The sequence below is a fragment of the Robiginitalea rubriflava genome, from assembly GCF_052540725.1.
In genome coordinates, this window is record NZ_CP199309.1 from 2,452,031 (window position 1) to 2,464,191 (window position 12,161).

Below are 12,161 nucleotides of genomic sequence, written 5' to 3' on the forward strand. Positions count from 1 at the left end.
ATATCTTTAAGTCTTTGCAGAGATGGAATTTATAGATTATTATAAAATACTCGGGCTGGATAAAAATGCGACTGAGAAGCAGATCAAAAGCGCATACCGCAAGCTCGCCAGAAAGTACCATCCGGACCTCAATCCGAATGACGAAGGCGCTAAGCAAAAGTTCCAGCAGGTCAATGAGGCCAATGAGGTGTTAAGCGATCCAGAAAAACGGAAAAAATACGACCAGTACGGGAAAGACTGGGAACATGCAGAGGCCTTCGAACAAGCGCGAAAGGCCCGTGAAGAACCCGGGGGGACTGGGCGGCGTTATACCTATTCTACGGGAGGAGAAAGCGAATTTTCCGATTTCTTTGAATCCATGTTTGGCGGCTTTGGGGCAGGACGCGGCCGAAGGTCACAGCAGGGTTTTAAGGGTCAGGATTTTAACGCCAGTTTGCAATTGAGCTTAAAGGATGTTTATCGGACACATAAACGAACCTTAACTATTGGAGATAAGAATATCCGTATAACCATTCCGGCAGGGATAGAAGATGGTCAGACGATCAAAATTAAGGGATATGGCGGCCCGGGGATAAACGGCGGGCCCAAAGGGGACCTTTACCTCACCTTTAATATTGTAAATAACACCAATTTCCGCAGGGATGCAGCCAACCTGTACAAGACCATACGCATACCCCTTACTACAGCTGTTCTGGGAGGGGAACTCACCGCAGACAGTTTTGATGGGAAAGTAAAGTTAAATGTGAAACCCCTGACGCAGAACAATACCCGGGTAAAACTAAAAGGCAAAGGATTTCCAAAATACAAACAGGAAGGATCCTTTGGCGACCTGATTATCACCTACGAGGTTCAATTGCCTGATAAGCTGAATGCAGAACAGAAAAGCCTGTTTGAGGCACTAAAAAAATCGAATTTATAAGCAATATGGAAAGAGACAAATACATCCGAATCATTGATTTTTGTGAAGGGCACGGGCTGGAGACCCGGTTTCTGTACGAGTTGCAGGAATTCGAATTGATATCCATTCAGAAGCTGGAAAAGGAAGAGGTATTCCACAGGAGGGAACTGCGACGGCTGGAGCGATTGCTGCGCCTGCACAGGGACCTGCATATTAACCCACAGGGGCTTCAGGCCGTAGATCATTTACTGAACCGCGTACAGCAGCTGGAAGAAGAAGTACTGCAACTCAGAAGAGCTTTGGGGCGCTACGGCACATAAACAGGGTTACTCATTTCCACGGATAATTCTTCCGTCTTCCAGTTCCAGGATACGGTCTGTCCTATTGGCAAAATCTTCATCGTGGGTAACGACAAGTAGCGAAAGACCGGCTTCCTGCTGCAATTGCTTTAATATCTGAAAGACATTTTCTGAATTGTAACTGTCCAGATTCCCGGTGGGCTCATCTCCCATGAGGATCAGCGGGTTATTGATCAAGGACCGCGCAATGGCTACCCGCTGTTTTTCGCCCCCGGAAATCCGGGAGGCCCTTTTTTCTGCCAGTTTCTCAATATGCAGCATCTTTAATTTTTCCCGGGCATCCTGACGGATCTCCTCGGGGCTTTTCAACCCCAGTTTAAGGGCCGGGAGCATCACATTGTCCAGCACACTGAATTCCCCAAGCAGGTAGTGGAACTGGAATACAAATCCAATATGCGTATTGCGCAGGCGGGCCAGGTAATCCTTTGGTTTTCCGCTGATGAGTTCCTCCTGCAAATAAAGTGAGCCCTCATAATCTGTATCCATGGTGGAGAGGATATACAGCAAGGTCGATTTTCCGGAACCTGATTTCCCCATGATACTTATAAATTCTCCGGTTTTTAATTGAAAATTGATATCCTTGAGCACGTGGAATTTCACCGGCTTGTAGAAGTACTTATCGATATTTCTGGCGTTCAGGACCGTTTTCATCAGCACGATTTAATTACCCCTTATGATCTGCACAGGATCGATCCTTCTGGCCCGGGCAGAAGGCAAATATCCGGCTATAAAGGTCGATAATAATGCAAAGGTGATTCCAATCAGGTAATACCAGGGATTCTTGTTTACCGGAAAGGTAGTTATGGTGGGCAGGGCTTCCGTTTCAAAAGGGATGGTGTCTATTAGCAAGGTGAGTAACCAACCGATTAGCAAACCCAGCAAGCCACCCGCCAAACCTATCAACAGTGCCTGGCTCATAAAGATATTCTGCACATCCCTTCCCGAAAAGCCTGTTGCCTTTAAAATGGCGATGTCGTTCATCTTTTCATAAATCAGCATATTGAGAATGTTGTAGATGCCGAAGCCTGCCACAATCAGCAGGGTTATTGAAACCGCATAGGTAATCAGGTTCCGGATACTGGTGCCGGTTTCGAATTGTGCATTAGCGTCCTGAATATCCCTTGCCCTGACCCGGAACTGCCTTTCCAGTTCCCGTGCCATGGGCACGGCCTCTTCAATCGTATACAGCTTAATATTGATGTCTGTAAGGTAGTTAGATGGTTTTCCCAGGATTTGCTGTACGGTTTTCAGCTTGGCATAGCTTTGGGAATTATCGATTTCTGCAATGCCGCTCTGATACAGGCCTACTATCTTCAAAGGGAAGACTGCGCCTTCGGTTGTGCTAACCTGTATCCGGTCTCCTGGGGCCAGCGACATTTTTTTGGCAAGGCCCATCCCCAGAATAATCCCATTATCCGAATTCTCGAGGGCCTGGGCAGAACCGTCTAAAATGTAATCTCCGATATTGGAGAGCCGTTCTTCCTCCAGGATATCTACCCCCAATAGTACTCCGCCCAGGTCCAGGGAGCCTGAAAGATAAAATATCTGGGCTCGCAACTGTGGGCTGGCGCCATAAACCCTTGGGTCTTTTTTAAGGAAGTCCAGGATGGGGAGCGCATTGTGTATTTTTTGTTGTCCCTGTTTGGGACGGACAGACCGCAGATCGAGCAGGTCGTCTGAATAGGCGGCTATTCTTTCAAGGGGTTGCCGCTGAGAAGGTTGTACCTCATTGTACAAATGGATATGGGGAGTTTGATTCAGGATAAGGTCATCGAGCATGTGATTGAGCCCCGTCATAAAACTGACCAGGGTAATATAGGCCCCTATCCCGAAAGTTACCCCAAGCGCCGCGGTAACGGTAGATTTCAGTTTGGTGAGCAAATGCGTTCTGGCAATGCTCAGGATAAGTTTCCACTGTTTCATTCTTCCGGTTTAAGCAGCGCAGTTTCCATATTCAGGCCCGAGAGGACCTCTACCCACTCCAGGGTTTCGATTCCCAGCTCCAGCTCTTTGATTCCATCTTGGGTGCGTACGCTGTTTCCGTGCAGCAAATAATTTTTCGGGATTACCATAGCCTGCCGCCGCTCAGAAATTATAATGTTTGCTTCTCCTGAAAGGCCGGGATACAGTCTCGTGGGAGCCGACAGAAACCTCGCTTCTACAGTAAAGGTTTGGTTTCGCTCATTTTTTTGCGGATAAATTTTTGAAACCGCTGCTTCAAATACCTTTTCCCCGTAGGCATCCAGGGCAAGGGCCACTCTCTGTCCGGAGCGGATTTCCACTACGTCCACTTCGTCAACCAGCATGCTGATCATAAAAGTATCGGGGCTTCCCAGCATGGCCAGGGGCTCATTGGGCAGGACCAATTCACCGGGTTCTTTATACAGGGCATAGACCATGGCATTGATGGTGCTTCGAACGGTAAACTCCTGCTCATTTACAAGAGAGGCTTCGTAATTATTTCGCGCCTGTATCCTTGCAGACTCCAGTTCATTGCTGCTTCGTTCCAATTCCGTTCTTAGTTGGAGTAAATTGTTTCGGGATCGCTCATAGGCCAGCAGGCGATTTTCCAGCTGTGTGCGGGAGCCTATTTGTTGGGACCAGAGCTTTTTTTGACGTTCGTAGTTAAGGGAGTCGTCTTTAAAACCTAATTCTGCGGTTCGGATTTGAGCCCTTAGATTATTCAGCAGGGAGGACTCCCCAAGGTATTTTTCTTCTGCCAGTTCCAGGGCGACCCGGGCATTTTCTGTTTGAATTCTGGGGGTCTTGTCCGCAATCTGCAAAAGGGGGGTGCCAGGAAGAACCAAATCCCCTTCGCTTACCAGGTTTTTTTCGAGAATACCACTTACAGCAGCGTGTACGCGGTACATACTATCGGGCTGAACGGTTGCAGAGGCATATACGGAAGCCGTAATATCTCTTTTTTCAGGATATACGGCCGGATCACCCGATCCACAGGCCACCAACCAAAAAACCGCCAGAAATCCGGAATACTTTACTAACCTCCGATTTATTGCCATGGGTACCTCATTTGTATTTTGGTAAGTTACACCAACTGCCTTCGTTCTTTTATGATAAATCTCATTTAGCAGTGGGCAGCTCCGGGATACATATATTTTCAGATATAACGAATCAAAGGCTGCCGAACTCGCCCGGGAGAGCCTATCCAGAGTAGGCCAGCTATCGGAATTAGCCCAAATATGACGTTTATCATTTTTTCAGGTATGATAAAAATTTACTTTGCCCGCTAAACACTATACAGATGCTGAGTAACCCCCTTGTCATTATTAGGCGAATTGATAGAACCTGGCTCATTTTAAGGGGCTTGGGGCTGGTCTACCTCTGGTTTGGATTTTTAAAATTCTTTTCGGGTCTTAGCCCGGCAGAAGAATTGGCCGGGGCCACTATTTCACAACTGACCCTGGGCCTGCTGGATGCGCCAACGGGTTTGTTCTTGCTGGCGGTTTGGGAAACCGTGGTGGGATTGCTATTACTCACGGGTCTTTTTAAAAGAATTGCCCTGCAGGCAGCCATTGTCCATATTTGCTGTACATTCCTCCCTCTGATCTTTTTCCCGCAATGGTGCTTTACAGAAATCCCCTTTGGGCTTACACTGGTGGGTCAGTATATCATAAAAAATGTCGTTTTTCTGGGAATCATGTTGCTGCTACTTCGCTGGGATCGGATCCGCTAAACATGACGGACCCTTATATATATTGCCTCAGGGTAGTCAGTAATTGATCTTTAGGCAGTACCCCGGCTTGTCTCCAAAGGGCCGTACCCTCTTTAAATAAGATCATGGTAGGAACTCCTCTGACCTGAAAACGACCTGCAATAGAGCCATTTTTGTCTATATCTATTTTGACGATCTTGACTGCATCTCCCAGCTCCTCTTTTACTTCCTTCAGGATAGGAGTCAGCACTTTGCAGGGGGCACACCAATCTGCATAAAAGTCAATTAATACAGGAATTTCTGATTGAATAATTTTATTAAATGAACCTTTCATAATTACAGATATTACACTTACAAAAGTACGGCGGACCAACCAAAACTGTATATGATGTAAATCATGAATCGGGCGGGTTGAATTGGCTAATTTTAAGGATAAAGCCTTAAGACATTTCAATGAACCTGCGAATAGCCATCCCGACAGATTATTCCGATAATGCACTCAAAGCAGCGCGGTACGCCATTGATTTGTTCCGGGAAGATCAATGTACTTTTTTTTTAGTGCACACCTACACCCCGGCAGTATACCGGGCCGAATACCTCTTTTCCAGCCCCGGGAACCTCGGTTTGGGGGATGTTTACAAACAACGCGAACTGGACCGTCTGGAAGCCCTTAAAAAAGAGTTGCAAGAAATATCCGGGGATGCAGACCACCGGTATTTCTGCCATGCTGCTTTTAATACCCTGGCCCATGAAATGGAGGAAATGGCAGAAAAGGAAGCCCTCGATTTAATTGTAATGGGTACACAGGGGGCCACCGGTGCCAGGGAAATCCTTTTCGGCTCCCATTCCGTACAGGTTGTGCATAAGGCCAGTTGTCCGGTACTGCTAATCCCGGAACAGGCAAAAGTAGCAGCCCTGCAGAACATCCTGTTTCCTACCGACTATTCTCAGGACTTTGCAAACCTGGAGCTAAAAGTACTATTTGGCATCCTGTCCGGGGCTGGCAGGAAGCTCTTTGTACTGCATACTTATGATCCGGCTGATTCGGAAAAGAGGCGAACTGAAGGGAAAAAACAACTTCAAAAATTGTTGAAAGGCTTGTCTTTTCAAATCTCCGAAGAAGGACAGCAACCGATTATTGAAGCTATAAACCAATTTGCAGGCAGGACCCCTGTTCAGCTGCTGCTAATGGTTCGCAATACGCATACTTTTCTTGAAAACCTGCTGGTTACCCCGGTAATAGACGTGATCGGGTTTCATTCAAAGATCCCTTTTATGGTGTTACCCCCGGCCCAAAAAGCACTGACTCAAACAAAAGGAACGGAAGCTTAATTAAAATACAAAGATCATGAAAGTAACAGGTATCTGGATGGATAAAAAACAAGCACAGGTTGTTAACTGGGATGGTGAAAAGAGCAATTCCCTCAGCCTGGAGTCAGATGTTGAATTTTTTAATCCCAAAGGTGGTTCCCGATCCAAGACCAAATGGGGTCCACAGGAAGTGGTTCAGGATAGTCGTTATCTGGAAAGGGAAAAACACCAGCTCAGACAATACTTTGAAAATTTGCACCAGGCTCTTGAAGGTTCTGAAGCAATAGTGCTGTACGGTCCTGCAGGAACTAATCGAAAATTTAAAAAGTGGCTGGATGAGGCGGAACCTTCCATGGCTGCAAAAGTGAAATTGGTGATGCCCGCAGACAAAATGACTTTAAATCAGCTTAAAGCCAAAGTCCGGGATTACTTTTCCGAGTCTCCTGCAGCAGGAACATGAAAAACGCGGAAAAAAAATCACCCTTGCTAATTGTCAAATCTTCAGGGGAACCGGTTCCCTTTTCCGCTGAAAAATTGAAAAATTCGCTACAGCACAGCGGGGCTGAGCCGGGGGTGGTTGCTGCCATTACAGACCAGCTTACAAAAGAGTCCTTTGAAGGGATGACCACACGGGAGATTTACAACCGTGCCTTTGCATTACTCAAAAAATACAAGAAATCCTGTGCTTCCCGCTACAAGCTAAAAAAGGCTATTTATGAATTGGGGCCTACTGGTTTTCCTTTTGAGAAATTTATTAGCGCACTTCTGAATTTATCGGGTTACCGCGCCCGGACCAACGTGGTTTACGGGGGCTCTTGTATTTCCCACGAGGTAGATGTTGAAGCCGTTAATGGAACAGCCGTTACCCTTATTGAATGTAAGTTTCATTCGGACGAAGGCCGTAAGTGCAATGTTAAAGTTCCACTGTATATAGATTCCCGCTACCGGGATATTCTCAAAAATACAGCAGATAACCCCCGGAGGGAGTTTACGCCGGGCTGGGTAGTTACCAATACCCGTTTTACATCAGATGCCATGGAATACGGCAAGTGTGCCGGCCTGTATCTTTTAAGCTGGAATTATCCTGAAAAAGACAGTCTGAAAGCCCGCATAGATCGTTACTACCTCTATCCAATTACCGTAAGTATGTTACTCAGCTCCAGGGAAAAGGACTTTTTACTTGCCAGGGAGGTCGTACTCGGAAAGGAATTGCTGAAACATCCGCATTACCTTGACCATCTGGGGGTTTCTGACTCCAGGAAAAGACGGATTCTGAGTGAATTTCAACAGCTTTGTAATCCTTTCAGGCCATGAACAAGCTGAAACTCAATTTCTGGGGGGCCGCAGGGCAGGTAACTGGATCAAAATTCCTGCTGGAAACGGATCTGGAAAAAGTGCTTATTGACTGTGGGATCTTTCAGGGTCTGAAATCCGTCAGACAATTAAACTGGAGCGCATGGCCAATGGCTCCTGCAACAATAGATGCCTTGCTCCTGACACACGGGCACCTGGATCATGTAGGGATGTTACCCTGCCTGGTCAGGGATGGTTACAGGGGGCCGGTTTTTGGAACACCACCTACCCTGGAAATTGCCAGGATCGTGTTGGAGGACAGTGCCAAAATTCACGAAGAAGAGGCTAAAAGGGCTTCAGAAGAAGGGTACAGCCGACATAAAAATCCCTTGCCCCTGTATACAACTTCCGATGTTCAGGCCTGCCTTCAGCAGTTTCATCCTCTGCAAGCCAACACATGGAAGACTTTTGGCAGCCTTCAGTTCCGATTCCGTAAGGTAGGTCACATACTGGGGGCTGCCTTTATCGAAATGGATGCAGGGGGTAAGCGATTCGTTTTTTCCGGAGATGTGGGCCGTCCAAAAGACGCTCTCCTTGAGGATCCCGAGAGACCTGAGAGAGCCGATGTACTGATCCTGGAGAGCACCTATGGCAATAAGCTGCATCCGGATGAGGATACAGAGGAAATACTGGCTCGAATAATCCGGGAAACCATAAGGGAAAGCGGTACTTGCATAATCCCAAGCTTTGCTGTTGAACGCCTGCAGACCCTCATGTATCTGATATGGAGACTAATCCGTAAGAATCGAATTCCTCCACTACAAGTTTACATAGACAGCCCAATGGGTAATAATGTTCTGAAAGTTTTTGAAAAATATCCGGACTGGCACCGGTTTCAAAGCGGGGAATTCGAAGCAATGACAGCAGCAATGAACATTGTCAGCCATTATGGAGAAACCTGGGAAGCTATTGATGATTCACGCCCGAAAGTAGTGGTAGCCGGCAGCGGGATGCTCAGTGGCGGCAGGGTCCTGACTTATCTTAGTAAATACCTTCAGCGCCCCGCTACCCGGCTAATCCTTGTGGGGTTTCAGGCAGAAGGGACCAGAGGGCGTAACCTGCAGGAAGGAGCACATGAATTGAAGATCTTCGGCAAATATGTTCCGGTTGCTGCAAGGATACACCTTTTGGAAACCCTATCGGCCCATGCAGACCAGGGTGAATTGCTTTGGTGGACAGCCCTGTTGGAGCGCCCGCCCCAACAAATATTTCTGGTGCATGGAGAGCCCACGGCTACCGAGGCGCTGCGCATAAAGCTAAAGATGGAGCGGAACTGGAACAGTACTATTCCCGCCTTGTTTCAAACAGTCACTATCCTGCCCTAGCAAGCAACTGACTTTTATCATTTCACCTGAATTCAAAAACAATTACTTTATGTAATTAAAAATCATCAATCATGTACAATCCTATTCACATACCCGGAATAACTGCTACTTCGGACGAGCAGAATGTTTTCCGCCTCACGGCCATGGAAAATGATTTGAAATTCACAAACAAATTACTTTGCTCCTGCAAATTTCCGTCGGATGCCCCCAACCTTTTTGAGCGCCTGGAGCTCTTTAAGAACCGAGGGGTTGAACTGATGGCGGAACTCAAAAAACTGCAGATAGATGGCAGCAATGACCTAAAATTATTCGAGCGCAATTTCTGGATCTGGAAATCAGAGATCTGGGAATATATGGCTGACAAAATATGAATGAATAATTTTTGGTACCTTGTAGGAACAAGGAAGCTAAATTAACTGCATGAAGCAACATTTGCTTATCGGAATCTCAATACTCAGTATTTTGTTGGGATGCTCTTCTGTTCGATTACACAAAACCTATCGCAATCCTGATATCGTGCTATTTAACGCCAATAAATTGCTGGTAGTTGGGATGACCTCCGAGGTTTGTTTGCGCGATGCATTTGAAACTTCCCTGCAACTGGAATTTTCAAAAAGGGGCATAGAAACCATGAAGAGCATTGACCTCTTTGATGTGGATTTTACCAGTTCACGGCGTTCCCGTGAGGAATTGGCCCGGGTGGAAGAACAGCTGTTGGAGAAGGATTTTGATGCCATCCTGTTCACCAAGGTTGTGGATGCACAGACCGAGACCATGCTTCGTCAGAATACCGATGAGCAGGGGACTGCTATTAAAAGTTTCAGTGAAGATTATCTGGCACACCAGGGTATCTACCTGGACCCGGAGTCATATGAAAAGACAACCAAATACCTGACAGAAACCTCCCTTTACTGTATTTGTGTCGGTAAAGATATTGACCTGATCTGGAGGAGTTATTACGAAATCAATAACCCCGGTAGTTCTGATCGGGTGGTAAGGGATTATGTAAAACTCGTCTTGGAACAAATGCAGGCGGAGGAACTGATCATTGGTGCTGCACAATTATCTTCACAATAAAGGACTAATAGTCCTGGCAGCTCCTTCGGCGAGTTTATGAGACCAGGGGCGTTGCCTGAATACTTCAAATTCCAGCTGTTCACTTATGGCACAATCCCTCAGGAAAATTTCACTCAGGTGGCCTGCCGTATTGCGATTGTAGATCACCGCATTTACTTCGTAATTATGCTGGAAGCTCCGGTCATCTACATTGGCGGTGCCAATGGTAGCCAATTTGTTGTCTACCGTAATAATCTTGCTGTGCAAAAAGCCCTCAGGGTATAAATATATTTTTACTCCTGCTTTTAAAAAGCGCTGAAAATACGACTGCACGCACCAGCTAACCAGGGCTGAATCTGCCTTGGCAGATACCATCAGCCTTACATCCACGCCACTTAATGCAGCGGTCTGCAATGCAATCTGTATAGCATGGCTGGGAATGATATACGGGTTGGTTATATATACGTGTTTTCGGGCACTGTTAATCAGGGAGAAATACAATTGTTCCATAAACGGAAAATCATCATCGGGTCCGGTGGCAAGCAACTGCAGTTTTACCTTGCCCGTTTCCGGGATTTGCTTTGGAGCAATAGCTTCAATATTCTGTTGGCTAACCAGGTTCCAGTCTTGAACAAAGACGCAATTCAGATGATGGGCACCTTCCCCGCGGATTTTTAAATGCATATCATGCCAGGTACCCAGAGCAGTATCCCCTTTCAGGTATTTATCAGAAACGTTGATCCCCCCGGTAAACGCAGTATGCCCGTCTACCACAATAATCTTGCGATGATTCCTGTAATTGAGAGAGCTTATGAATTTTCCCAGGCGAAACGGAAAAAAGGAGTAAACCTCCACGCCTAATTCCTTCAATTTCCTGAGGTATTTATTGCTCAGAGAGTAGCTACCTATATTGTCGTATATAAGTCTGATGCTTACTCCTGCCGCCTTTTTGGTGCGAAAGAGTTCCAGCAAACGGTCGGCCAGCTCTCCTTCTTCAAAAATGTAGTATTGCAAATGAATGTATTCTTCACTCTTCTGCAGGGCATCGAATATACTTGAAAAGGTTTCCTCTCCGTTCCGCAGGAGTTTTATACTGTTTTTTGCACTTACAGGGAAACCAGTATGCCTGGATATGAGCATTGAAATTTGCCTGGAACGGTTACTGAGGCCGCTGAGGTCTGCATCCCCAGGGGATATTTCAGGTTTATTTGGAGCAATGGAATAGAGCTTTTGTTTTCTGCGGTTTCTCCCGAGGAGCAGGTATAAAATAATGCCTCCTACCGGAATGGTGAAGATGGCTAACAGCCAAGCCAATGTCTTCGAGGGTCGGACACCATTCAGCAGGAGGCTGATGACAATTGATATTGCCACTAAGATATATAAGGTTATTAAGGTTGGTATCAGCACGATACAGAACTATTTCCCCATAAGTTACAGTAATTTAAAATTAACAGGGATACTGTAGGGAACCCGAACCGGTCTTTTTCGTTGCTGTCCTGGTATCATTTTAGGCAAAGAGGCAATAATCCTTTTAGCCTCTTTTTCCAGCAGCAGGTCTGGCCCGCGGGTTTTGATTTCTGTTACATATCCGTCGGTACCAATTACAAATTGTACAAAAACACGTCCCTGAATACCCAATTCTTCGGCTGTTTTGGGATATTTAAAATTTTTGATAATATGTTCCTGCATCTTTTCCTGGAAACAAGCCCTTTGTTCTGCTTTGGATACAGATTCACAACCCGGAAAAATAGGTACGTTTTCGATTACGGCAAAGGGAACTGTAATTTCCTCTTCTACCTCGTCTACGTCTATATCAGAGGCATTCAGGTCTACATCTTCAATAACCGTTTCCTGGCTGATCTCTGTACTCTCTATTACCGTTTCCTCTATTTCCTCGGTATCTTCAATCACCTCAATTACTTCCGGAGCAGCAGGTGGGGGTGGAGGAGGTGCAGTGCGGATCGTTTCGGTTACCGGAACGTCTTCATCGAGGTTATCACCAACCACTAATTGTACAATATCTTCCTGGGTGTCTTCGTAAGACTTGTATTCCAACGCCCTCCACGTCAGGAATAATACCAGGGTGAGGCCCATTACAAAATAGAGCCCGCTGTTTCTGTTCAAGTCTGCCTTAGGATTCTTCTTTACTTGCATGGCTATTAATTTTGGCTGTTAATAATAGCTTC

15 protein-coding genes are annotated in these 12,161 nt (G+C 46.2%); 9 read left to right on the forward strand and 6 right to left on the reverse strand.

Annotated features, from left to right (window positions below; all coding sequences use genetic code 11):
* Window positions 1–22 precede the first annotated feature (22 nt).
* Complete coding sequence (locus tag ACT6NU_RS11145; RefSeq protein ID WP_445381750.1) at window positions 23–919, forward strand: DnaJ C-terminal domain-containing protein; 897 nt, start codon at window positions 23–25, stop codon at window positions 917–919.
* Window positions 920–924: 5 nt separating this feature from the next.
* A complete protein-coding gene (locus tag ACT6NU_RS11150; RefSeq protein ID WP_445381751.1) occupies window positions 925–1,218 on the forward strand; it encodes a chaperone modulator CbpM in 294 nt (97 codons plus the stop codon).
* A 6-nt stretch (window positions 1,219–1,224) separates the two neighbouring features.
* On the opposite strand, the gene ACT6NU_RS11155 is transcribed toward ACT6NU_RS11150, so the two are convergent.
* From ACT6NU_RS11155 to ACT6NU_RS11165, 3 genes are read right to left on the reverse strand one after another with little or no spacing between them, the layout of a single operon-like run.
* Window positions 1,225–1,908, reverse strand: a complete 684-nt coding sequence (locus tag ACT6NU_RS11155; protein ID WP_445381752.1) for an ABC transporter ATP-binding protein — start codon at window positions 1,906–1,908, stop codon at window positions 1,225–1,227.
* Between the two features lie 9 nt (window positions 1,909–1,917).
* Entirely contained in the window at window positions 1,918–3,180 is a 1,263-nt protein-coding gene (locus ACT6NU_RS11160; protein WP_445381753.1) for an ABC transporter permease, read from the reverse strand.
* Window positions 3,177–4,277 (reverse strand): efflux RND transporter periplasmic adaptor subunit, encoded by a 1,101-nt coding sequence (locus tag ACT6NU_RS11165; RefSeq protein ID WP_445381754.1) that lies wholly within the window; start codon window positions 4,275–4,277, stop codon window positions 3,177–3,179. Before ACT6NU_RS11165 ends, ACT6NU_RS11160 begins: the two co-directional genes overlap by 4 nt.
* Window positions 4,278–4,519: 242 nt before the next feature.
* Between ACT6NU_RS11165 and ACT6NU_RS11170 the strand changes: the two genes are divergently transcribed.
* Complete coding sequence (locus ACT6NU_RS11170) at window positions 4,520–4,951, forward strand: doxx family protein (protein ID WP_445381755.1); 432 nt, start codon at window positions 4,520–4,522, stop codon at window positions 4,949–4,951.
* Between the two features lie 13 nt (window positions 4,952–4,964).
* Here ACT6NU_RS11170 and trxA read toward each other — a convergent pair whose 3' ends face one another.
* Entirely contained in the window at window positions 4,965–5,264 is a 300-nt protein-coding gene (gene trxA, locus ACT6NU_RS11175) for a thioredoxin (RefSeq protein ID WP_445381756.1), read from the reverse strand.
* 119 nt (window positions 5,265–5,383) lie between these two features.
* Between trxA and ACT6NU_RS11180 the strand changes: the two genes are divergently transcribed.
* The 6 genes from ACT6NU_RS11180 to ACT6NU_RS11205 all read left to right on the forward strand — a co-directional run bounded on the left by ACT6NU_RS11180 (window position 5,384) and on the right by ACT6NU_RS11205 (window position 9,996).
* Window positions 5,384–6,262, forward strand: a complete 879-nt coding sequence (locus ACT6NU_RS11180) for a universal stress protein (protein WP_445381757.1) — start codon at window positions 5,384–5,386, stop codon at window positions 6,260–6,262.
* Window positions 6,263–6,278: 16 nt separating this feature from the next.
* Window positions 6,279–6,701 (forward strand): hypothetical protein, encoded by a 423-nt coding sequence (locus tag ACT6NU_RS11185; RefSeq protein WP_445381758.1) that lies wholly within the window; start codon window positions 6,279–6,281, stop codon window positions 6,699–6,701.
* A complete protein-coding gene (locus tag ACT6NU_RS11190; protein WP_445381759.1) occupies window positions 6,698–7,555 on the forward strand; it encodes an ATPase in 858 nt (285 codons plus the stop codon). The genes ACT6NU_RS11185 and ACT6NU_RS11190 overlap by 4 nt, the downstream gene beginning before the upstream one ends.
* Window positions 7,552–8,919 carry an MBL fold metallo-hydrolase RNA specificity domain-containing protein gene (locus tag ACT6NU_RS11195; RefSeq protein ID WP_445381760.1) on the forward strand — a complete coding sequence of 456 codons (1,368 nt, stop codon included), beginning with the start codon at window positions 7,552–7,554 and terminating at the stop codon, window positions 8,917–8,919. The genes ACT6NU_RS11190 and ACT6NU_RS11195 overlap by 4 nt, the downstream gene beginning before the upstream one ends.
* Window positions 8,920–8,990: 71 nt before the next feature.
* A complete protein-coding gene (locus tag ACT6NU_RS11200) occupies window positions 8,991–9,290 on the forward strand; it encodes a hypothetical protein (protein WP_445381761.1) in 300 nt (99 codons plus the stop codon).
* 49 nt (window positions 9,291–9,339) lie between these two features.
* Window positions 9,340–9,996, forward strand: coding sequence for a hypothetical protein (locus ACT6NU_RS11205; RefSeq protein ID WP_445381762.1), 657 nt, complete (start codon window positions 9,340–9,342; stop codon window positions 9,994–9,996).
* Here ACT6NU_RS11205 and cls read toward each other — a convergent pair.
* Window positions 9,988–11,382 carry a cardiolipin synthase gene (gene cls / locus ACT6NU_RS11210; RefSeq protein WP_445381763.1) on the reverse strand — a complete coding sequence of 465 codons (1,395 nt, stop codon included), beginning with the start codon at window positions 11,380–11,382 and terminating at the stop codon, window positions 9,988–9,990. The genes ACT6NU_RS11205 and cls overlap by 9 nt on opposite strands.
* 24 nt (window positions 11,383–11,406) lie before the next feature.
* Window positions 11,407–12,129: an energy transducer TonB gene (locus ACT6NU_RS11215; protein WP_445381764.1), complete on the reverse strand. Its 723-nt coding sequence runs from the start codon at window positions 12,127–12,129 to the stop codon at window positions 11,407–11,409.
* Between the last annotated feature and the right edge of the window lie 32 nt (window positions 12,130–12,161).

Bases quoted from the DNA above. Each gene is read 5' to 3' on its own strand.
- ACT6NU_RS11145 (WP_445381750.1), top strand. From the start codon at position 23: ATGGAATTTATAGATTATTATAAAATACTCGGGCTGGATAAAAATGCG.
- ACT6NU_RS11150 (WP_445381751.1), top strand. From the start codon at position 925: ATGGAAAGAGACAAATACATCCGAATCATTGATTTTTGTGAAGGGCAC.
- ACT6NU_RS11155 (WP_445381752.1), bottom strand. From the start codon at position 1,908: ATGAAAACGGTCCTGAACGCCAGAAATATCGATAAGTACTTCTACAAG.
- ACT6NU_RS11160 (WP_445381753.1), bottom strand. From the start codon at position 3,180: ATGAAACAGTGGAAACTTATCCTGAGCATTGCCAGAACGCATTTGCTC.
- ACT6NU_RS11165 (WP_445381754.1), bottom strand. From the start codon at position 4,277: ATGGCAATAAATCGGAGGTTAGTAAAGTATTCCGGATTTCTGGCGGTT.
- ACT6NU_RS11170 (WP_445381755.1), top strand. From the start codon at position 4,520: ATGCTGAGTAACCCCCTTGTCATTATTAGGCGAATTGATAGAACCTGG.
- trxA (WP_445381756.1), bottom strand. From the start codon at position 5,264: ATGAAAGGTTCATTTAATAAAATTATTCAATCAGAAATTCCTGTATTA.
- ACT6NU_RS11180 (WP_445381757.1), top strand. From the start codon at position 5,384: ATGAACCTGCGAATAGCCATCCCGACAGATTATTCCGATAATGCACTC.
- ACT6NU_RS11185 (WP_445381758.1), top strand. From the start codon at position 6,279: ATGAAAGTAACAGGTATCTGGATGGATAAAAAACAAGCACAGGTTGTT.
- ACT6NU_RS11190 (WP_445381759.1), top strand. From the start codon at position 6,698: ATGAAAAACGCGGAAAAAAAATCACCCTTGCTAATTGTCAAATCTTCA.
- ACT6NU_RS11195 (WP_445381760.1), top strand. From the start codon at position 7,552: ATGAACAAGCTGAAACTCAATTTCTGGGGGGCCGCAGGGCAGGTAACT.
- ACT6NU_RS11200 (WP_445381761.1), top strand. From the start codon at position 8,991: ATGTACAATCCTATTCACATACCCGGAATAACTGCTACTTCGGACGAG.
- ACT6NU_RS11205 (WP_445381762.1), top strand. From the start codon at position 9,340: ATGAAGCAACATTTGCTTATCGGAATCTCAATACTCAGTATTTTGTTG.
- ACT6NU_RS11215 (WP_445381764.1), bottom strand. From the start codon at position 12,129: ATGCAAGTAAAGAAGAATCCTAAGGCAGACTTGAACAGAAACAGCGGG.